The 20,565-nt window shown below is 40.0% G+C and carries 17 protein-coding genes and 1 tRNA gene; 13 read left to right on the forward strand and 5 right to left on the reverse strand.

Annotated elements, in window-relative coordinates; translation table 11 throughout:
• On the forward strand, nt 1-233 hold a 233-nt coding region (locus tag C4E06_RS02660), incomplete at its 5' end, for an orange carotenoid protein N-terminal domain-containing protein (RefSeq protein ID WP_304529246.1).
• Nucleotides 234-381: 148 nt separating this feature from the next.
• Here C4E06_RS02660 and C4E06_RS02665 read toward each other — a convergent pair.
• The gene (locus C4E06_RS02665; RefSeq protein WP_107666684.1) at nt 382-588 is read right to left on the reverse strand and encodes a hypothetical protein; all 207 of its coding nucleotides are present in this window, start codon (nt 586-588) and stop codon (nt 382-384) included.
• A gap of 309 nt (nt 589-897) precedes the next feature.
• On the opposite strand from C4E06_RS02665, the gene alaS reads away from it, so the two are divergent.
• Both alaS and C4E06_RS02675 read left to right on the forward strand, forming a co-directional pair.
• Complete coding sequence (gene alaS, locus C4E06_RS02670) at nt 898-3,537, forward strand: alanine--tRNA ligase (protein WP_107666685.1); 2,640 nt, start codon at nt 898-900, stop codon at nt 3,535-3,537.
• A 61-nt stretch (nt 3,538-3,598) separates the two neighbouring features.
• Complete coding sequence (locus C4E06_RS02675) at nt 3,599-3,886, forward strand: hemolysin XhlA family protein (RefSeq protein WP_107666686.1); 288 nt, start codon at nt 3,599-3,601, stop codon at nt 3,884-3,886.
• A 24-nt stretch (nt 3,887-3,910) separates the two neighbouring features.
• Here the strand turns inward: C4E06_RS02675 and C4E06_RS02680 are convergent.
• From C4E06_RS02680 to C4E06_RS02690, 3 genes are all read right to left on the reverse strand, one after another.
• A tRNA-Arg gene (locus C4E06_RS02680) sits at nt 3,911-3,984 on the reverse strand.
• Between the two features lie 58 nt (nt 3,985-4,042).
• Nucleotides 4,043-5,335 carry a sugar ABC transporter substrate-binding protein gene (locus C4E06_RS02685; RefSeq protein WP_107666687.1) on the reverse strand — a complete coding sequence of 431 codons (1,293 nt, stop codon included), beginning with the start codon at nt 5,333-5,335 and terminating at the stop codon, nt 4,043-4,045.
• 55 nt (nt 5,336-5,390) lie between these two features.
• Nucleotides 5,391-6,161 carry an ABC transporter ATP-binding protein gene (locus C4E06_RS02690; RefSeq protein WP_107666688.1) on the reverse strand — a complete coding sequence of 257 codons (771 nt, stop codon included), beginning with the start codon at nt 6,159-6,161 and terminating at the stop codon, nt 5,391-5,393.
• Nucleotides 6,162-6,372: 211 nt separating this feature from the next.
• On the opposite strand from C4E06_RS02690, the gene clpS reads away from it, so the two are divergent.
• The 4 genes from clpS to C4E06_RS02710 all read left to right on the forward strand — a co-directional run bounded on the left by clpS (nt 6,373) and on the right by C4E06_RS02710 (nt 12,099).
• Nucleotides 6,373-6,666 carry an ATP-dependent Clp protease adapter ClpS gene (gene clpS, locus C4E06_RS02695; protein WP_008275034.1) on the forward strand — a complete coding sequence of 98 codons (294 nt, stop codon included), beginning with the start codon at nt 6,373-6,375 and terminating at the stop codon, nt 6,664-6,666.
• Nucleotides 6,667-6,761: 95 nt separating this feature from the next.
• Nucleotides 6,762-7,592, forward strand: a complete 831-nt coding sequence (locus tag C4E06_RS02700; RefSeq protein WP_370051249.1) for a CPBP family intramembrane glutamic endopeptidase — start codon at nt 6,762-6,764, stop codon at nt 7,590-7,592.
• Between the two features lie 816 nt (nt 7,593-8,408).
• A complete protein-coding gene (gene pta / locus C4E06_RS29385; RefSeq protein WP_198648242.1) occupies nt 8,409-10,805 on the forward strand; it encodes a phosphate acetyltransferase in 2,397 nt (798 codons plus the stop codon).
• A 199-nt stretch (nt 10,806-11,004) separates the two neighbouring features.
• Entirely contained in the window at nt 11,005-12,099 is a 1,095-nt protein-coding gene (locus C4E06_RS02710) for a class I SAM-dependent methyltransferase (protein ID WP_107666689.1), read from the forward strand.
• A gap of 58 nt (nt 12,100-12,157) precedes the next feature.
• Here C4E06_RS02710 and C4E06_RS02715 read toward each other — a convergent pair whose 3' ends face one another.
• Entirely contained in the window at nt 12,158-13,195 is a 1,038-nt protein-coding gene (locus C4E06_RS02715) for a PstS family phosphate ABC transporter substrate-binding protein (RefSeq protein ID WP_107666690.1), read from the reverse strand.
• Between the two features lie 330 nt (nt 13,196-13,525).
• Here C4E06_RS02715 and pstS point away from each other — a divergent pair, with 330 nt between their 5' ends.
• The 6 genes from pstS (at nt 13,526) to C4E06_RS02745 (ending at nt 20,525) form a co-directional block, all read left to right on the forward strand.
• Nucleotides 13,526-14,683 (forward strand): phosphate ABC transporter substrate-binding protein PstS, encoded by a 1,158-nt coding sequence (gene pstS / locus C4E06_RS02720; protein ID WP_107666691.1) that lies wholly within the window; start codon nt 13,526-13,528, stop codon nt 14,681-14,683.
• A gap of 185 nt (nt 14,684-14,868) precedes the next feature.
• Nucleotides 14,869-15,780 carry a phosphate ABC transporter permease subunit PstC gene (gene pstC, locus C4E06_RS02725; protein ID WP_198648247.1) on the forward strand — a complete coding sequence of 304 codons (912 nt, stop codon included), beginning with the start codon at nt 14,869-14,871 and terminating at the stop codon, nt 15,778-15,780.
• Nucleotides 15,781-15,954: 174 nt separating this feature from the next.
• The gene (gene pstA, locus C4E06_RS02730) at nt 15,955-16,836 is read left to right on the forward strand and encodes a phosphate ABC transporter permease PstA (protein ID WP_107666693.1); all 882 of its coding nucleotides are present in this window, start codon (nt 15,955-15,957) and stop codon (nt 16,834-16,836) included.
• 55 nt (nt 16,837-16,891) lie between these two features.
• Nucleotides 16,892-17,707 carry a phosphate ABC transporter ATP-binding protein PstB gene (gene pstB, locus C4E06_RS02735; protein ID WP_107666694.1) on the forward strand — a complete coding sequence of 272 codons (816 nt, stop codon included), beginning with the start codon at nt 16,892-16,894 and terminating at the stop codon, nt 17,705-17,707.
• A 48-nt stretch (nt 17,708-17,755) separates the two neighbouring features.
• Entirely contained in the window at nt 17,756-18,550 is a 795-nt protein-coding gene (pstB, locus tag C4E06_RS02740; RefSeq protein WP_107666695.1) for a phosphate ABC transporter ATP-binding protein PstB, read from the forward strand.
• A 238-nt stretch (nt 18,551-18,788) separates the two neighbouring features.
• Nucleotides 18,789-20,525: a peptide ABC transporter substrate-binding protein gene (locus C4E06_RS02745; RefSeq protein ID WP_107666696.1), complete on the forward strand. Its 1,737-nt coding sequence runs from the start codon at nt 18,789-18,791 to the stop codon at nt 20,523-20,525.
• Nucleotides 20,526-20,565: the final 40 nt, after the last annotated feature.

A 20,565-nucleotide genomic window follows, 5' to 3' on the forward strand; every position in this document is an offset into this window, starting at 1 on the left:
AGCCGTCATATGGTGGTTTCAGTGCTAATACTAAGTTAGCCTTTTGGTACTTTTTAGCCCAAGGAATGGTAGAAGGATTAATTATTCCGATGCCCGATCAATATGACTTAGGTGAGGCAGAAACCGAGTGGTTAGGTTCTCTTGAATCCTTAGAATTTAATACCCAAATCACTGTATTACGTGAAATAGCTGATAATATGGGTATCGATCCCACTGCCAATATTTCTGCATAATCTTATCAGGATAAAAGTTTCTTTGCTGTTCTAGTTACAGAATCCTCTCCTCTCAATATACAGAATCATCAAAAAAGCTCCCTTCAATTGAAGGGAGTTTTAATTGATATTGATAAAGCGAAAAAACCAAGAATAACGATTAAACTATTTAATAGCTCTCATCCCCTACCGTCGTTTTTAAGGCTAATAATAAATTTTGTTGATTAAGGTGATCAGCTAAGGTTTGTCTGAGGGATAAATCGATACTTTTTGTGGCTAAAATGTCTGATGCTTTTTGTCTCGCAAAGGCGCGACTAACAACATCGCCACTTTCAATCTTTTCCATTAACTGATTCAGTTCTTTTACATTAGTCATTTTACTATGCTCTTAGTTGTCTTGAGGTTAAGTGATAAAAACTCTTGTGCAGAATTGCTCAAAATATACACAGAGTGATAGTTATCTTTTGGTAATTTTAATAAAAATATAACAAGTTAACTAACCACAAGTGATTGTTTGAAGCTCTTTTATCTTAACAAATGTTTAAAATATGATCAGTGATCACGATCAGAGTAAAGCAAACCCCCCTTTTTAAAGCATGGATGGGTGGGAGTGGGTAATTTTTTTGTGCTGGCCAAAGCAAAAAAATTTTAAACTGAAAGATGGACTCAAACGAGAAACATGATAATGACCACAACCGTACCTTTTCTGACCGGAAATCAAATACGCGATCGCTTTTTACAATTCTACGCTCAACACAATCACCAAATTCTACCCAGTGCGTCTCTTGTTCCTGAAGATCCTACCGTACTTCTGACCATTGCAGGGATGCTTCCCTTTAAACCGATTTTCCTGGGTCAAAAACAGTCCGACTTCCCCCGCGCTACCACCTCTCAAAAGTGTATCCGAACCAATGATATCGAAAATGTAGGACGCACCGCTAGACATCACACCTTCTTTGAGATGTTGGGGAATTTTAGCTTTGGGGACTATTTTAAAGAACAAGCCATTAAATGGGCCTGGGAACTGTCTACCAAAGTGTATCAGTTACCCCCAGAAAATATTGTGGTAAGTGTGTTTGAAAAAGACGATGAAGCCTTTAAACTATGGGAAGAAATGATCGGTATTCCTCCCCAACGAATTAAACGCATGGGAGAAAAAGATAACTTCTGGAAAGCTGGACCCACTGGTCCTTGTGGTCCATGTTCAGAACTCTATTATGACTTTCATCCTGAACTGGGAGAGGACAATATTGATCTCGAAGATGATACCCGTTTTATCGAGTTCTATAACTTGGTATTTATGGAATATAATCGGGATGCCGAGGGAAATCTAACCCCATTACAAAACAAAAATATTGACACCGGAATGGGGTTAGAACGGATGGCGCAAATCTTACAAAAAGTGCCTAATAATTATGAGACGGATCTGATTTTTCCTATTATTGAAACTGCGGCTAACATTGCTAAGATTGACTACCAAAAAGCGACAGAAAAAACTAAAGTCTCTTTAAAAGTAATCGGGGATCATGTGCGCTCAGTGGTTCACATGATTAGTGATGGGATTACCGCATCAAATACCGATAGAGGTTACGTTTTACGCCGTTTAATTCGTCGGGTAGTACGTCATGGTCGCCTAATAGGAATTGAGGGACAATTTATTAATCAAGTAGCAGAAACTGCGATCCAACTTTCTGAAAATGCTTATCCCCAAGTTAAGGAAAGAGAAAGCTTTATTAAAGGAGAATTAGAACGGGAAGAAACCGCTTTCTTAAAAACCTTAGAACGGGGAGAAAAGTTACTCGCTGAAATCATTGAAAAAACTGAGACACAAGGGCAAATTTCAGGAGTAGATGCCTTTACTTTATATGATACTTATGGCTTCCCCTTAGAACTTACCCAAGAAATTGCAGAAGAAAGCAATTTAACGGTGGATATAGAAGAATTTGAAACGGAAATGAAGCAGCAACAAGAACGGTCAAAAGCTGCCCACGAAACCATTGATTTAACGGTACAAGGTAGCTTAGATAAGTTAGCTGAACACATTCATCCGACGGCATTTTTAGGCTATACTGACTTACAATCAACTGCTAAAGTGGAAGCGGTTTTAATTCAAGGAAAATCTGTTGAGACAGCAGAAGCCGGAACCGAGGTTCAAATCGTATTAGATCAGACTCCCTTCTATGGAGAATCAGGGGGACAGATAGGCGATCGCGGATTTTTGACAGGGGAAAATTTAGTTATTCGGGTCGACGATGTGCAAAAAGAATCAGGGATTTTTGTTCATTTTGGTCGAGTAGAAAGGGGTCAGGTTTCTGTTAATGATCAAGTCAATGCTACTATTGATAGAGCCTGTCGCCGTCAAGTACAAGCTAATCATACCGCAACCCATTTATTACAAGCTGCTTTGAAGAAAGTTGTCGATAATTCTATCTCTCAAGCTGGTTCATTAGTGGCCTTTGATCGCTTAAGATTTGACTTCAATTGTCCCCGTGCGGTAACCTCAGAAGAATTACAAGAAATTGAGGATTTAATTAATAGTTGGATCGCTGAGGCACACGAGACAGAAATTGCAGTGATGCCCATGGAAACTGCCAAAGAAAAAGGGGCGATCGCTATGTTTGGGGAAAAATACGGGGCCGACGTTCGTGTCATCGATGTGCCAGGGGTTTCTATGGAATTATGCGGCGGAACTCATGTTAAAAATACTGCCGAAATTGGCTTGTTTAAAATTATGTCTGAAAGTGGTATTTCTTCCGGGGTAAGACGTATTGAAGCGGTAGCCGGTCCTGCGGTTTTAGAGTATTTGAAAGTCAGGGAAACGGTAGTTAAGGATCTCTGCGATCGCTTTAAAATTAAACCGGAAGAAATTAGCGATCGCATTACTACTTTACAGTCTGAACTCAAAACCACTCAAAAAGAATTAGAAGCGGTTAAACAAGACCTTGCTGTGGCAAAATCTGACCAATTATTAACCGAAGCTGAAACCATTGGTGAGTTTAAACTGTTGGTGTCAGACATGGGAGAAATGGACGCAAAAGCTTTACAAACTGCCGCAGAAAGATTACAACAAAAACTAGGGGAAGGGGCGGTTATTTTAGGTTCCATTCCCTCAGAAGGAAAGGTGAGTTTAGTAGCAGCTTTTAGTAAAAAAGTCAATAAAGAAAAGCAACTGCAGGCCGGAAAATTCATCGGTCAAATTGCTAAAATATGCGGCGGTGGCGGCGGAGGTCGTCCTAATTTAGCCCAAGCTGGAGGAAGAGAACCCAGTAAGCTATCTGAAGCCTTATCTACTGCTAAACAGCAACTAACAGAAAGCTTACAATAAATACAGTAGGGTGGGCATTGCCCACCTTACTTTAACTTAAATATATATAAGAGTTTCACCCATGAACGAACCGACTAGCGTCAGCTACCCCATAGCAGAAATTCTCAAAGAACTTAAACAGGATATTAAAGAAGTCAATCAAAAGTTAGACAAAGTCAACACCAAACTAAACACGATTGAGGTTGAATTAGCAGAAGTAAAAACAGAAGTTAAAGGTATCAAAGATGATGTTAACGAATTAAAAGGATCAACTAAAGCACAAATCTGGACATTGATCGGAATTTTAGTGACGGCCGTTAGTGGTTTTCTTATTGCTGTGGCTAGATTTGTTTTTTCTCCAGTCGCTTAAAGAAAAAGTCAATCGCCAATTTAACGGGACTGGCCGGATTTGAACCGGCGACCTAGCGCTTAGGAGGCGCTTGCTCTATCCAACTGAGCCACAGCCCCATTTATCACTGTCTATTATAGCCTGAGTTTACAGTGAACAGTGATCAGTTATCAGTGATCAGTTATTTAGATTATTCCACTCATTGGCAGCATCTTGTAACGCTTGTTCTGCTGTTTTTTCGTTTAACATAGCAGCTTGTAGGTTTTCATAGATAATCTTTTGTAATTGGTTAATATTGTCTTGCGGTGGTACTAAGACTTGAGCCTCTTGTAATTGTTTAGCACTAATCGCGATCGCTTGTGATAATGCGCTTGTTTCGGATGAGTTTTCTTGTTCATTAATATAGGTTTCTATTGCCTTTACTGTTGAAGGTAAAACGTTGGCTTCTTTGGCGAATTTTAATTGATTTTCTGTGTTAGTAACAAAGGTAGCAAATTCAATGGCTTCTTGAGGTTTATCGGTACTTTTAGGAATAACTAAGTTCATCACTGCCACATTTTTTTTACCGGTTTCTCCTGTAATTTGAGGAGAGGCCGCGGAGACTTCGGCAATAGTAGGAGCATTATTAATAATAACGTTAAAGGATTCTGCACCAGTTGATAATAAGGCAATTTCTCCTGATTGATATAAGTCGATCGCATGGCGATGGCCTTGGGTTAGCACTTCTGGGGGTAATAATTCTTGTTGATATAAATCGATCCAATAACGAAACGCTTCTAACCCTTCTGGACTGTTAAAAGCTGCTTTTCCGTTTTCATCAACTAAAGTAACACCCATTTGTACTAAAGATTCTAAAACCTCTCCAGAATCTCCAGGCACAAAGGTGAAAAACATGGCATATTTTCCTGTTTTTTCTTTTAAGGTTGCAGCGACTTCTGCTAATTCTTGAAAAGTCGTCGGCGGGTTTTCAATGCCGGCCTGTTTGAGGAGTTCTTGATTATAAATAGCGATTCGTGTTGTTAAATACCAAGGCAAACCAAAACTAATATTATTGACTGTTCCAGCTTCCCAAATATTGGGTAAATAGGTTTCTTTTTCTTCAGGGGAAAGATAATCATTTTCTGTTAAATTTAACCAAGCATTACGACTGGCTAATTTAGAAGCAAAATTAGGATTTAGATTGACCACATCGGGGGCAGTATTAGCAGAAACGGCGGTTAAAATTTTACTTTCCATGGCTGACCAAGGAATGTCAACCCAACGAATTTTAACCCCTTCGTGTTCTTGTTCAAATTGTTGTATTAATTCGGTAAAATAAGGGGTAAATTGCGGTTGTAGCTGCATTGTCCAAAATTCCAATTCTTGACCACTGTTGGAAGATTGGCCATTATTACAACTAATTAGAAAACTCAAGATTAAGCCGAGTAATCCCCATAAAGCCAATTTACTGAAATTAATTAATTTACTCATTTTTAATAATTAATAATAGTTTCTAGATGATGGTTTTTTATACCCAACACTCATTTTATTCTCCTAAATAAGCCTCAAGAACTGTAGAATTTTGTTGTATTTCTGTGGGGGTTCCATCGGCCAAGTTAGTGCCTTCAGCTAACACCCAAACATGATCACATAAGGACATGACGACATCCATATTATGTTCAATAATTAAAAAAGAAATCCCCTGTTGATTCCAAGTTTTAATATGCTCACAAATTTGTCCGATGAGAGTCGGATTAACGCCGGCGGCCGGTTCGTCTAGTAAAATGAGTTTAGGGCGAGTCATGAGGGTTCTTGCCATTTCTAGGAGTTTGCGCTGTCCCCCAGACAAGGCCCCGGCATAGTCGTGGCGTTTTTCTATTAAACCGACAGATTCTAAAATAGAAAGGGCTTTTTCTTTATTTGCTCGTTCCTCTTGTTTAACCTGTTTTCGTTTTAAGCAGAGTTGCCAGACGCTTTCCCCGGTTTGTTTTTGGGTGGCCAATAACATATTTTCTAAGACGCTAAGACGGGATAACACCCTAGCCACTTGGAAAGTCCGAATACATCCTTGTAACGCGATTTGATGAGGAGATAAATGGTGAATCGGTTCTCCATCAAAAATGACTTCCCCTTGATCGGGACGGATAAAATTAGATAAAAGATTAAATAAAGTGGTTTTTCCCGCCCCGTTGGGTCCAATTAGTCCGGTAATGCTGCCTTGTTTGACCTGTATTTGAGCATTGTCTACCGCCTTTAAGCCACCAAAGCTTTTAGATAATTGTTTCGCATCCAAAATGATAGAAGAAGAATTGCTCATTGCTCAAACCAAGCTTAAATAAATCAATGTGAGGGAAACAAGAATATCAGATAGTATGAATTGCGCCTCATGATAACATATCCTGACCATTGTATTACGTAAACACTAAGTACACTTGAATTTAGATTGACAAAAAGTCTATTTTATGCATCTAATCAAAGACATGATTTTTTTGGTAACATAATGCAAAACAAGGAGAATAGCTAGAGCGATGACAACAGAAGTAATCGAAAAACGATCTTCATCCACTTCTACGGTTCGTAAACCAGCCCCTCGATATCGGGTTTTGTTGCATAACGATGACTTCAACTCTATGGAATATGTGGTTCAAACCTTGATGCAAACCGTATCAGGAATGACCCAACCCCAAGCTGTCGATATTATGATGGAAGCCCATACCAATGGGACAGCTTTGGTTATTACCTGTGCCTTAGAACCGGCAGAATTTTATTGTGAAACGCTCAAAAATCATGGTTTAACTAGCACCATTGAACCGGACGAGTAACAGGGATAATAATCTAATCCATCTAAAACTATTATTTCAAGTGTTTTTGACACTGAATCATGTTATTAAAAAAATCTTAGCGCGTCTTTGAATCCTTGAACATTAACTTTACCATAATTGCTAATTACCCAGCAGCGATACGGCTGGGGATTTTTATAATTTTACTCTTGGTGTTATGGCTTCCTCTAGCTATTCCTATTTATTTACTATTAAACAGTGATCCTAATTTAACCACAATTGTCACCATGGCAATTCTTTATTTAGAGTTTATTGTTTTGTTATTTATTTGGAATAAAAAAGTTTATAAAATTGATCGTTGGTGGCGAGATTATGGATTAGTCTTTACTCGCAAGAATGGTATTGAGTTGGTCAATGGTTTAAGTTTAGGTTTATCATTTACTTTTGGATTATTCATTATAGAAGCCATTTTAGGCTGGATCAAATTTGTCCCACCTGCTGATAATTTTACCGTGATTATTTTTGAAGGTTTATTAAGTGCCTTAGGCATTGGTTTAGCAGAAGAATTATTTTTTAGAGGTTGGCTACTAGAAGAACTCAAAAAAGATTATCATTCCAAAACAGTTGTGTTAACGAATGGAATTATCTTTGCTATTTTGCACTTTTTAAAACCCATAGCAGAAATTCTGAGAACTTTTCCCCAATTTCCGGCCTTATTTTTATTAGGAATAACATTAGTGTGGGGGAAAATGGGTCACGGTAACCGTTTGGGAATTTGTATCGGACTGCATGGGGGGTTAGTATGGGGATATTACATACTCAATGTCGGTGAATTGGTGCATTATACCGATCAAGTATCTCCCCTATTAACGGGAATAGATAATAATCCCCTTGCCGGAATCATGGGGTTAATCGGGTTAGGGCTATTAAGTCTTTTGATGAAACGAAAAGCTCAGATAAGAGCCTAAAGGGAGTCAGGAGTAGGAGTTTCGGGGGGACGATGGCTAATCAATATCCTCTGAATAGGAAACAAACAAGAAAAAATCTAAAAAAAATTAAAAAATCTATTAACCAAAAGACAATCTTGTGATACGATAAGTAATTGTCGGTGAAAAAAGCTAATTTAGCTTCTGACCTGACGGGGGCGTGGCGGAATGGTAGACGCTACGGACTTAAGTAAAATTGAGCCTTGTTAGAGAAATCTTACAAGTGTCAGCTCTCAAATTCAGGGAAACCTAAGTCTAGTTTAATAGATAGGGCAATCCTGAGCCAAGCTAAAGCCGAAAGGGTTTAGAAGGTGCAGAGACTCGACGGGAGCTACCCTAACAGATCAAGCTGAGGGTAAAGGGAGAGTCCAATTCTCAAAGCTCGGATGACGCAGTAGCGAAAGCTGCAAGAGAATGAAAATCCGTTGACCGCAAGGTCGTGAGAGTTCAAGTCTCTCCGCCCCCATATCATTTCAGTCTAGTAATCCAACCTATTTTTTCATTTAATTAGCAAATCCTTTATTAAGTCAGCCTCTTTCTCCTGAGTCTGCCCAAGATTATTTGACTCAATTAAATAGCAATATTTATGTTTAAACAATATGTTTTTTTTGGCAAAATTCTAGGGCGATCTGCTTCGCAGTGCCTTCGTAGGTTGGGTTGAGGTGACGAAACCCAACATAATCATTTCATAGTGAATTTAAATGATAATATTTTATTATTTAAAATAATTTTTGTTGATGATTATCATTAACAATCATTATCATTATCATTATCGATAATTTTTAGGGAGTCACTAAAATGGGTTCTTTGGGTGAAGATGCACTGGAGTATCATCGTTCGGGTCGTCCGGGTAAATTGGAGGTAAATGGGACCAAACCCTTTATTACTCAGAGGGATCTCTCGTTAGCTTATACCCCTGGTGTGGCCGAACCCTGTCGCCACATTCATCAAGATCCTGATCAGGTATATGATTATACAACAAAAGGAAACCTAGTGGCAGTAGCTACTAACGGGACGGCGGTTTTAGGGTTAGGTAATATTGGACCGTTGGCCGGTAAACCGGTAATGGAAGGGAAAGCAATTTTATTTAAACGGTTTGCAGATATTGATGTTTTTGACCTAGAAATTGATGCTTATGATGCCGATCAATTTATTGCAACTGTTAAAAGTTTAGAACCGACTTTCGGTGGAATTAATTTAGAAGATATTAAAGCACCGGATAGCTTTTATATTGAAGAAACCCTAAAAAAAGCGATGAAAATTCCTGTTTTTCATGACGATCAACATGGAACTGCTATTATTACATCGGCTGCTTTATTAAATGCCTTAAAAGTTGCCAAAAAATCTATTGAAACTATAAAAGTCGTTTATTGTGGTGCTGGGGCTGCAGCCATTGCTTGTGCGAAACTTCATCTAACATTAGGAGTCCGGCCTGAGCATTTAATTATGTGTGATAGAAAAGGGGTTATTTATCAGGGAAGAAAAGAAGATATGAACCCTTATAAAGCCCTATTTGCTTCCACTACTCAAGCTAGAACCTTAGAAGAAGCGATTAAGGATGCTGATGTGTTTGTGGGACTATCGGTTAAGGGGGCTTTATCGGTTTCTATGTTGCAATCAATGGCTGAGAATCCCATTGTTTTTGCTTTAGCTAATCCCGATCCCGAAATTGAATACGATGAAGCCATTAAGGCTCGTTCTGATGTCATTATAGCCACAGGAAGATCAGATTATCCTAACCAAGTTAATAATGTTTTAGGCTTTCCATTTATCTTTCGAGGGGCTTTAGATGTACGAGCAACCGATATTAATGAAACTATGAAAATTGCTGCAGTTGAAGCTTTAGTAAAACTGGCTCATGAAGAAGTTCCCTATACTGTTTTACGAGCTTATGGATTAAAAGAGCTTAGTTTTGGACGAGATTATTTAATTCCTAAACCATTTGATCATCGGGTTCTGTTTTGGGTAGCCCCTGCGGTTGCTCAAGCAGCTATGGATACAGGGGTTGCTCGAAAATCTCTGGATTTAGATCATTATAAAGAGTCCTTAGAACAACGGATGGGAATGTCAAAAGAGATTATTCGTCACAGTATTCAGAAAGCAAAAACGAATCCTAAATCCATTGTTTTTCCAGAAGGAGATAACCCCAAAATATTAAAAGCTTGTCAAATTTTGCAAGAGGAAGGAATCGCCCAACCCATTCTAATTGGTTCCGTGGATAAAATCAATCAAAAAGTAACAGAGTTAGGCCTAGAGTTAGAGAATATTCCTATTATTGATCCTGTGAATTTTAGTGAACGAGATCACTATATTCAAGCATTATTTATCCTACGTCAACGTAAAGGAATGACTTTAAATCAAGCTAAACAAAGTGTTCTTGATCCCACTATTTTTGCTTTGTTAATGGTACAGTTAGGGCAAGCTAATGCCATGGTTGCAGGTGTCAGTCAAGCCTATCCTAGTATTTTGAGATCAGCCTTACAAATTATCGGAACGAAAGCCGATGTTAACTGCGTTTCTGGTGTGTATTTAATGTTATTTAAACATCGGGTTTATTTCTTTGCAGATACCACTGTTAATATTGAACCCACCGCCGAAATTTTAGCGGATATTGCCCTAGAAAGTGCCGCCTTAGCCAAACGATTAGATATTGTTCCTCGCATTGCCATGCTGTCTTTTTCTAACTTTGGCAGTGTCAAACATTCCTTCTGCGATCGCGTCAAAAATGCCGTTCAATTAGTTAAAAATAGACAACCCGATTTAATGATCGATGGAGAAATGCAAGCAGATACGGCAGTCAATCCTAGTTTAGTGGCAGAACATTATCCTTTTAGCGAAATAAAAGGAAACGCTAATATTTTGATATTTCCTGATTTACAATCGGGCAATATTGCCTATAAATTACTCCATGAATTAGGAGGCGCAGAAGCCATCGGACCGATTTTATTAGGCATGAAAAAGCCAATTCATATTCTACAAAGAGGATGTCAAATTAATACCATTGTTAATATGTCTGCTATGGCTGTGTTAGACGCTCAAGACATAGAAAATGATCTTCCACCTTCGATAATCTCCCACACCCCCCACACCTCCCACACCCCCCACACCCCCCACACCCCCCACACCCCCCACACCCCCCACACCCCCCTTTATAAGGGGGGCAGGGGGGGTATGGGGCAGGGGCGTTGGCAATAGGCAACAGGCAATAGTGAGAAGTTAAAAATGTACCTCATCAAAGTGAGAAAGGCTATAGAATTTCCCAATGCTATTCTAATTAATTGACTGTTGTCTGTTCCCCGTTGTCTTAAAGAAAGACATTGAAATAACTGTTTTAAGTCGATATACTAAAGCTAATTTAAAAAAAATTTGCTCCCGTTACTGTACACTGTTGTCAATGCAATCTATTTCTAATCTTGGTTTACTCTCATCTCTTCCTGAAGCCTTAACAAAGCTGGCTTATCAAGGATTCCAACAAAGTAAAAGTGTATTTAGTTTAGCCCACAAAACCATCAGCGATCGCTTGACGGATACTGTCGTTCCCAGTCGTCAAAATCTCACGACTCCTCTGTCTCCAGACTTATTATTAGAGTTACAAGAAAGACGGAATCAACTGTGTGAAATTGACTGGAAAGATGCCCAAAAAGGAGTTTACCCTGTGGACATTTTATTTGATAGTTTGTTACCAGATTTCTTGCGTTATTATCCTGAAGTTTGGCTAGACTTACCCAAAATCTGGACAAGATTGCAACGCAAAGAATATCAAAGTTTTGCCAAGGATATCGAAAAAGAAGGCTATCCCCGTTACTATTTACAAAACTTTCATTATCAAACTGATGGTTATCTTAGTGATTCATCGGCGAATCTCTACGACTTACAAGTCGATATTCTTTTTAATGGAGTGGCTGATAGTATGCGTCGCCGTATTCTTGCTCCTTTAAAAGAAGGTTTAAAAATATTTTCCTCTGTTCCACCTTATCAAATTAAAGTCTTAGACGTAGCTTGTGGGACCGGACGCACGTTAAAAAATATTCGTGCAACCTTTCCTAAAGCGTCTTTATTTGGGGTTGACTTATCCCCTGCTTACCTACGAAAAGCCAATCAACTCCTCTCAGAAAATCCCAGGGAACTCCCCCAACTCACCCACGCTAATGCAGAAGATTTACCCCATCCCGATAACTTTTTTCATGGGTTAACCTGTGTGTTTCTCTTCCATGAGTTACCTGGAGTTACCCGCCAGGAAGTCATTAATGAGTGTTTTCGGGTGACAAAACCAGGAGGAACCTTTATTATTTGCGATTCAATGCAATTATCCGATTCTCCTGAATTTGAAGTGATGATGAAGAATTTTTCTGCTATGTTTCATGAACCCTATTATCAAGATTATATTAGAGATGAGTTAGGGGAAAGATTAGAAAAAGCAGGGTTTGAACTCATGGAAACTCAACTGCATTTTGTGAGTAAATATTGGATTGCCCGTAAACCGGGTTAACACCCCCCACACCCCCCTTTAAAAGGGGGGCAGGGGGGGTTGGCCTACGCCTCTGCTTCTAAAATTTAGTCGGTTGACGCATTAAATCACTAATGGTGAGACCAATTTGGGGTTTACCTTCAAACACACTACCCACATCAAACCGTTGTAAGTGGATTTTAGCCAGATGATAAGCATCTGGGGGCAAAGGAATATAACCAGCATCTGCCACTAATTCTGGGGCTTTATCAAGATAATATTCCACAAAAACTTCTAAAGCCGGATTTTCTTGCGCTCGCTTGGCATTAACATAGATAAATAAAGGACGGGATAAGGGCTGATACTCTTCATTTTCTACCGTTGCCACCGAAGGAATCACCCCACCGTTACCATTATCAATGGCCACCGCCTTGAGTTGATCTTGATGTTGTTGATAATAGCCATAGCCAAAATAAGCGATCGCATTAGGATCTTGAGCGACTCCTGTTACTAATACTTCATCATCCTCGCTGGCAACATAATCTTGACGACTCGCCCCAGTTTCTCCCACAATAGCGTTGGTAAAGTAATCATAAGTCCCTGAGAGTTTATCGGGTCCATATAAGGTTAAGGGACGATTGGGATAAGCGGGATCAATTTGATTCCATTGAGTCACCTGATTTTCTGCCGTCGGTTCCCACATCGTTTTTAATTGTTCAACGGTTAACCTATCGGTCCAATCATTGTTAGGATTAACCACCACAGTAATGGCATCAAAGGCAATAGGAAGCTCAATATAACGAATTTCATTACTATTACAGGCTTTCATCTCTTCAGTAGAAATGGGACGAGAGGCTGCATTAATGTCCGTTTCCCCTGCACAAAACTTATTAAACCCTTCAGTGGTTCCCGAAAATTCCCCTTCTATCTTGAGTTCTTTGACGGGTTGGTTGACGGCTTCACTTTCATAGCTTGCTAACACCCGTTCGGTAATGGGAAAAACGGTACTTGAGCCATCAATTTTTATGGGTTTAATGGCTGATTCAGGAACCGAACCACAAGCAGATAATAAAGAAAACGAGATCAAAGCCATACCCCAGGTTCTGCCCTTGAAAATTTTATAAATATTGGTTAACATATTTAGTTTTACCTTTTCTTAATGATAGTAATTAGCAATTAATTTTAAGCAACAAGTTAACGAGAAGTTAAACCATTAACCTATCCTTAGCTATCCCTTATTCAGAGTGCTTTGCAGAGAAACAAGACTTTTCCTGATAATGATGTAATGGTAATTCTCGATTCCCCACAAAAAAGAAAAATTAATCTTTTTTTCACAAGCGGTTTTTTTTAAAGAAAAAAAAGTCTTAAATTTTCAGAACTTATAACTTTCTTAACCTAACGTTTACCATAAATTGTTAGATTCTGCTTTAAGATTTGTTTAGTTTATCCAATTAACAATTAAAGCCCTATGTTCACATCAGTGAAATCCAGTAAACGTACCATAATAAGATCCTTATCAATTCTCAGTTTAGCCGTCAGTTTAGGAGCCTGTGGAGGAGGTTCTTCTGATGCCCCTGATACCACCACAACCGCCCCCGATGGTGGCACGGAAGGAACAACCACCGCTTTAAACCCTCCCCTAGAAGGTAATGTTGCCTTAACCGGTGCCGGTGCGTCTTTCCCTGCGCCGTTGTATCAAAACTGGTTTGTGCAACTCAACAAAGAAGTCCCTCAACTACAAGTTAACTACCAGTCCGTTGGGAGTGGTGCCGGTGTTGAACAGTTTACCACTGGAACCGTTGACTTCGGAGCCAGTGACGTAGCCATGACAGACGAAGAAATGGCCAATATAGACAGAGGGGTTCTTTTGCTACCCATGGCCGCTGGTAGTATTGTCATGGCCTATAACCTACCTGGAGTCGAAGGACTTAAACTTACCAGAGAGGCCTATGTCGGCATTTTTAATGGAACGATTACTAACTGGAGTGATCCGGCCATCGCTGACGCTAACCCCGATCTCCAATTACCGGATCAACCCATTACCGTCGTCCACCGTTCCGATGGGAGTGGTACCACAGGGGTATTTACTAAGCATCTCAGTGCCATTAGCCAAGAATGGGAAACCACCATCGGTCAAGGAAAAAGTGTGGAATGGCCCACGGACAAAGGTAAATTTATCGGGGGTAAAGGAAACGAAGGGGTAACCGCTTCCATTCAGCAAAACGAAGGCGCGATCGGTTACATTGAATATGGTTACGCTAAACAGAATAGTATTCCCGTAGCAGAATTAGAAAACGCTTCTGGTAACTTCATTGTCCCTACCGATGAGACTGCCTCAGCCACATTAGACGCGGTAACTTTACCCGAAAATCTACGGGCCTTTATTACCGATCCTGAAGGGGATAACTCTTATCCTATTGTTACTTACACTTGGATGATGGCCTACGAAACCTATGACGATCCTCAAAAAGCGATCGCGATGGAAACCATGATTCAGTACGGCTTAACCGAAGGTCAAGAACAAAGTAAAGAATTAGGTTATGTTCCCTTACCCCCTAGTGTGAGAGAAAAAGTGGCCGCAGCGGCTGATGTCATTAGCCCTGATTATGAAATTAAAGTCGACTAATTAATGACATAATGAGTGAGGGGAAAAAGTATAATAAAAACTGATAACTTTCCCTGATACTCTAATATTTCGTTCTGCTCTCCTCACTTTTTTTCACTGTTGTTGTTCTGAGCAATTAAGCTTGCTGATTTATCGTGACTGCATCATCTTCTAGACGACAAACCGGGGTGGGCTTTCGCTCGGCCATGGAGAAAACCGTTGATAATTGGTTTATTTGGTTGACCTTAGCCTTTGCCATTGGTATTGGTTTAATATTGCTTTCTATTGCTTTGATTATCACTTGGCGTGCTTGGCCAGCTATCCAAGAATATGGACTGGGTTTTCTATTTAGTAGTTCCTGGAACCCGGTCAAAGGCCGAGAACAATATGGCGCATTACCGGTGATTTATGGAACGTTAGTCAGTTCTTTGATTTCTCTGGTTATTGCAGTCCCTTTAGGCATTGGAACCGCGATTTTTTTAAGTGAAAATTTTATCCCCCAAAAATTCCGCACTCCCTTAGTTTTCTTAGTGGAGTTACTGGCAGCCATTCCCAGTGTGGTTTATGGACTGTGGGGGATTTTTGTGTTAATTCCTGTGGTTCAACCCTTTGCCCAGTGGTTACATAATAATTTTGGTTGGATACCTCTGTTTAGCACCCCTCCAGCCGGGGGACCAGGGATGTTTCCTGCGGGTATTGTGCTATCCATTATGATTTTACCGATTATTACGGCCATTTCTCGGGACTCTTTAGCCTCCCTTCCCCCTGAGTTACGGCAAGCTTCCTTAGGGTTAGGGGCAACCCGTTGGGAAACCATTTTCCGTGTCTTAATTCCAGGTGCTTTTTCGGGTATCGTTGGGGGCATTATGTTAGCCTTGGGTCGGGCAATGGGAGAAACCATGGCCGTCACCATGATTATCGGTAATGTTAATAAGATCAGTATTTCTATTTTAGAACCAGCCAATACCATCTCATCTTTAATTGCTAACCAGTTTGCTGAAGCGTCAGGAATGCAGGTGGCCGCCCTGATGTATGCCGGGTTAGTGTTAATGCTTTTAACGTTAGTGGTGAATATTCTGGCTGATTATATCGTTAGTCAAGTTCGAGCGAAATATTAAGCTGTTCATGATTGAGATGGCTCGTCAAGACTGCATGGGAGCAGGGAGCAAAGGGAGCAGGGAGACTGTATCAATAATGAGTAACAGGGCTTTAACTTGCATGAGTGCCTTTTGCCTTTTGCCTTCGCCCAGAGGGCGTAGTAACGTTTATTTTTATCACGATACTGATTAGTTATGGAAAACAAGGGATTAAGTCTTAAAAAAAAGCCGACTTCTACCCGTGCCTTATTTGATAGCTTCTGGACGGGTATTGCTTCTCTGTGTATGATTATCACCCTCATTCCTCTGTTTGCGGTGTTAATCTTCGTTTTTATTCAAGGCTTTCGTCGGATTAATTTAGACCTGTTTACTCAGTTACCGCCTCCCCCTGGCCTTTCAGAAGGGGGTATTGCCAATGCTATTATTGGAACCTTAGTTACAGTCGCCATTGCGACCATTATTTCTGTGCCTTTCGGGGTGTTAGCTGCCATTTATCTCTCAGAATTTAGCCGTGATAACCAAATTGCTAGGTGGGTGAGATTTGCGACTAATGTTTTAAGTGGGGTTCCGTCCATTATTGCCGGGGTATTCGCCTATGGTTTATTAGTGGCCACTGGAGTTGTGGGCTTTTCTGCCATTGCTGGAGGGGTTGCCTTAGCGGTTTTGATGTTACCTACTATCGTTAGAACCACGGACGAAGCCTTACAAATTGTTCCTCAAGAGGTACGCTGGGCGGCCTTTGGCATCGGGGCTTACAATTATCAAACGGTCTTAAAAATAGTCCTACCGGCTGCTATTCCCTCTATTTTGACTGGGGTTACCTTAGCCATTGCTCGTGCTGCTGGAGAAACTGCCCCTCTCATTTTTACGGCACTATACTCTAATTTTTGGCCAAGCGCACCCCCCCAAGGACTCCTAGAACCCATCGCTACGTTATCCGTACTGGTTTATAACTACGCCATTGTACCCTTTAAACCGCAACAGGAACTGGCTTGGGCAGGATCGTTAATTTTAGTGTTATTAGTCTTAATTACCAGTGTTACAGCCCGTTTAGCCACTCGTCAGAAAACCTATTAGGAATGAAGAATTTAGAATGAAGAATTTAGAATTACTCAGAAGGGAGTAAATTATTATGGGAAATATTGAACAAGATACAATACCAATCGATAAGTTAGAGACGGTTTTTGCTCTCGACCACGTGGATATTTATTACGGAAATTATCGGGCGGTTCGGGATGTTACTTTTACCATTCCAAAAAATAAAATAACGGCATTTATTGGCCCTTCAGGGTGTGGAAAAAGTACCATTTTACGCTGTTTCAATCGACTCAATGATCTCATTGATAGTTTTCACCTTAAGGGAAAAATAAACTATCATGGACAGGATTTATATGCCTCTGATATTGATCCCATTGAGGTTAGAAAACGCATCGGTATGGTCTTTCAAAAACCCAATCCTTTTCCTAAAACCATTTATGATAATATTGCTTATGGTGCTAGGGTAAATAACTTTAAAGGGGATTTAGACGAGTTGGTAGAAACCTCCTTAAAACGAGCCGTTTTATGGGACGAAGTTAAAGATAAATTAGGAGAAAGTGGCTTTTCTTTATCGGGGGGACAACAACAACGATTGTGTATTGCTCGTACGATTGCGGCTCAACCGGAAGTGGTATTAATGGACGAACCTTGTTCAGCATTAGATCCTATTTCAACCCTAAAAGTTGAAGAATTAATGCACGAATTAAAGGAAAATTATACCATTATTATCGTTACCCATAATATGCAGCAAGCCACACGGGTGGCTGATTACACAGCCTTTTTTAATGCAGAAGCAACGGATAAAGGTAGTAAAGTGGGTTTTCTGGTTGAATATGATGAAACAGAGACCATTTTTGGTAATCCCAAACACCAAGATACTAAAGATTATGTCAGTGGAAAATTTGGTTAATCTACTTAAACTTATTGTTACTCAAATTATAAAGGTTAAAAGAAAAAAATGATGACTGATATCGCAACAGAAACCGTATTAAGAACTGAAAAATTGAATGTTTTCTACGGTTCAAACTTAGCCGTTAGGGATGTTACGTTAGATATTCCCATTAATAAAGTTGTGGCATTTATTGGTCCTTCAGGTTGCGGAAAAAGTACGGTTTTGCGCTGTTTTAATCGCATGAATGATCTGATTCCGAGTGCGAGAATTGATGGGAAAATTACCTATCACGGTAAAGATATTTATGCTAAAAAAGTCGATCCCGTTGATTTAAGGAGTCGCATTGGCATGGTATTCCAAAAACCCAACCCCTTTCCTAAATCTATCTACGAAAATATTGCCTTTGGTGCGAGATTGAATGGATATAAAGGAGATATGGGGGAGTTGGTAGAAAGTTCTTTAAAAAAAGCATCGGTGTGGGACGAAACGAAAGATAAATTACATCAAAGTGGGTTAGCCTTGTCTGGGGGACAACAACAACGATTATGTATTGCACGGGCGATCGCCGTTAAACCTGATGTTATTTTAATGGATGAACCCTGCGCAGCCTTGGACCCCATTTCTACCCTAAAAATTGAGGAATTGATTCACGAATTAAAGAAAGATTACACTATTGTTATTGTTACTCATAATATGCAACAAGCGTCACGGGTATCGGATTTAACGGCGTTTTACAATGCAGAAGCTACTGAGAGAGGGGGTAAAGTGGGTTATCTCGTCGAATATGACGAAACCGAGACCGTATTCCAAAATCCTGCCCAAGAAGCCACCAGAGACTATGTTAGTGGACGATTTGGTTAAAGGCATAGCTTGCACCTTCCCTAAACCTCCCACACCCCTCACACCCCTCACACCCCCCACACCCCCACACCCCCCACACCCCCCACACCCCCCACACCCCCCTTTAAAAGGGGGGCAGGGGGGGTAGGGGGCAGGGGGGGTAGAGGGGGGCAGGGGGGTTAGAGGTGGGTTTATCGAAGACGCAAGATATAAGCTACAATTTAGCCTAAACCCAATGATCTGAGGAAGTGTTCTATTTGTGTTGAAGAAACTATTTGATTATCAATCTTGCCGTTGGTTATTCTCTTTATGCTTAGGAACCTCTCTACTTTTAACTAGCTGTAATTCTCAACCCAAAACCACTACAAATACCCAAAGTGATAGTGATACTTTAAAATTATTATATTGGCAAGCTCCCACCATTCTCAACCCCCATTTATCCACCGGATTAAAAGATACAGAAGCCAGTCGAATCACCTTAGAACCTTTAGCAAGTTATGATAAAAATGGGGAATTAATTCCCTTTTTAGCAGCCGAAATTCCCACTCGTGAAAATGGGGGAATTGCCGAAGATGGAAAGTCAGTAACTTGGAAGTTAAAACCCGATCTACAATGGTCCGATGGGACTCCATTTACCGCCGATGATGTCGTCTTTACTTATCAGTTTTTAAGTAACCCAAAAGTTGGGGCAACCAGTGCAGGAGATTACGAAATTATCGAAAAGGTTGAAGCCCTAGATTACAACACAGTAAAAATTACTTTTAAACGAGTTAATCCGGCTTGGAATCGCTTTTTTATTGGCTCATCAGGACTCATTTTACCTGGTCATATTTATGAAAAATATAATGGAGAAAATGCTAGACAAGCTCCTGCCAATTTATTACCCATTGGAACCGGACCCTATAAAGTGGTTGAATTTAAACCCGGAGACGTAGTTATTTATGAACCGAATCCTTACTTTAGAAATGCCGATCAATTGGGGTTTAAACGCATTGAATTAAAAGGAGGCGGAGACGCAACCTCTGCCGCCAGAGCCGTGTTACAAACCGGGGACGCAGATTATGCTTTTAACCTACAAGTAGAGGCTCCTATTTTACAACAATTAGAAACAGGGGGACAAGGAAAACTGGTTTCTATTTTAGGGACATTGAGTGAACGTATTTTATTAAATTTTTCTGATCCCAATCAAGAAACAGCAGAGGGAGAACGATCAAATATTAATAATCCTCATCCTTTTTTGAGTGATAAAAGGGTTAGAGAAGCCTTTAGTTTAGCCATTGATCGTGATACGATTAGTCAGCAATTATATGGGATTACAGGGAAACCGGCCGCTAATATTTTACTCTTACCCGAAGAATACAACTCCCCCAATACTTCCTATTCATTTAACTTAGAAAAAGCTCAACAATTATTAGATGAAGCTGGATGGAAAGATACTAATAATAATGGCACAAGGGATAAAAATGGAGTAGAAATGCAAGTGGTATTTCAAACCTCAGTCAATCCCTTAAGACAAAAAACCCAAGAGATCGTTAAACAAGGATTAGAAACCATTGGCGTAGGGGTAGAATTAAAGAGTATTGATGCAAGTATTTTCTTTTCTGGTGATCCGTCTAATAATGATACGGTGGAACGTTTTTATGCTGATTTACAGATGTTTACTACGGGAAATTATAGTCCAGATCCCACCAATTATATGGAGGGTTATAAATGTGATGAAATTCCCCAAAAAGCTAATAATTGGGTAGGGGATAATTACACCCGTTATTGTAATCCTGAATATGACAAAATATGGGAAGCTGCCACCCAAGAATTAGATCCCAAAAAACGACAAGAACTGTTTATTAAAATGAATGATATTGTTGTTAATGATGTGGTCATTATTCCTCTGGTTCATCGTGCGGATGTGACTGCCATTAGTAACCGTTTACAGGGGTTTGAATTGACCCCTTGGGATCGCAATACTTGGAATATTAAAGACTGGAAATTTGAATAAAGGCAAGAGGCAAGAGGCAAGGGTTCTCCCCCTAACCAAA

Origin of the sequence: Cyanothece sp. BG0011 (genome assembly GCF_003013815.1) — a bacterium.
GTDB lineage: Bacteria > Cyanobacteriota > Cyanobacteriia > Cyanobacteriales > Microcystaceae > Crocosphaera.

Coding starts and splice junctions, on each gene's coding strand:
- C4E06_RS02665 (WP_107666684.1), bottom strand. CDS start 588: ATGACTAATGTAAAAGAACTGAATCAGTTAATGGAAAAGATTGAAAGT.
- C4E06_RS02715 (WP_107666690.1), bottom strand. CDS start 13,195: ATGTTAACCAATATTTATAAAATTTTCAAGGGCAGAACCTGGGGTATG.
- C4E06_RS02685 (WP_107666687.1), bottom strand. CDS start 5,335: ATGAGTAAATTAATTAATTTCAGTAAATTGGCTTTATGGGGATTACTC.
- pstB (WP_107666695.1), top strand. CDS start 17,756: ATGATGACTGATATCGCAACAGAAACCGTATTAAGAACTGAAAAATTG.
- pstS (WP_107666691.1), top strand. CDS start 13,526: ATGTTCACATCAGTGAAATCCAGTAAACGTACCATAATAAGATCCTTA.
- pta (WP_198648242.1), top strand. CDS start 8,409: ATGGGTTCTTTGGGTGAAGATGCACTGGAGTATCATCGTTCGGGTCGT.
- C4E06_RS02690 (WP_107666688.1), bottom strand. CDS start 6,161: ATGAGCAATTCTTCTTCTATCATTTTGGATGCGAAACAATTATCTAAA.
- pstC (WP_198648247.1), top strand. CDS start 14,869: ATGGAGAAAACCGTTGATAATTGGTTTATTTGGTTGACCTTAGCCTTT.
- pstA (WP_107666693.1), top strand. CDS start 15,955: ATGGAAAACAAGGGATTAAGTCTTAAAAAAAAGCCGACTTCTACCCGT.
- C4E06_RS02710 (WP_107666689.1), top strand. CDS start 11,005: ATGCAATCTATTTCTAATCTTGGTTTACTCTCATCTCTTCCTGAAGCC.
- C4E06_RS02675 (WP_107666686.1), top strand. CDS start 3,599: ATGAACGAACCGACTAGCGTCAGCTACCCCATAGCAGAAATTCTCAAA.
- pstB (WP_107666694.1), top strand. CDS start 16,892: ATGGGAAATATTGAACAAGATACAATACCAATCGATAAGTTAGAGACG.
- clpS (WP_008275034.1), top strand. CDS start 6,373: ATGACAACAGAAGTAATCGAAAAACGATCTTCATCCACTTCTACGGTT.
- alaS (WP_107666685.1), top strand. CDS start 898: ATGACCACAACCGTACCTTTTCTGACCGGAAATCAAATACGCGATCGC.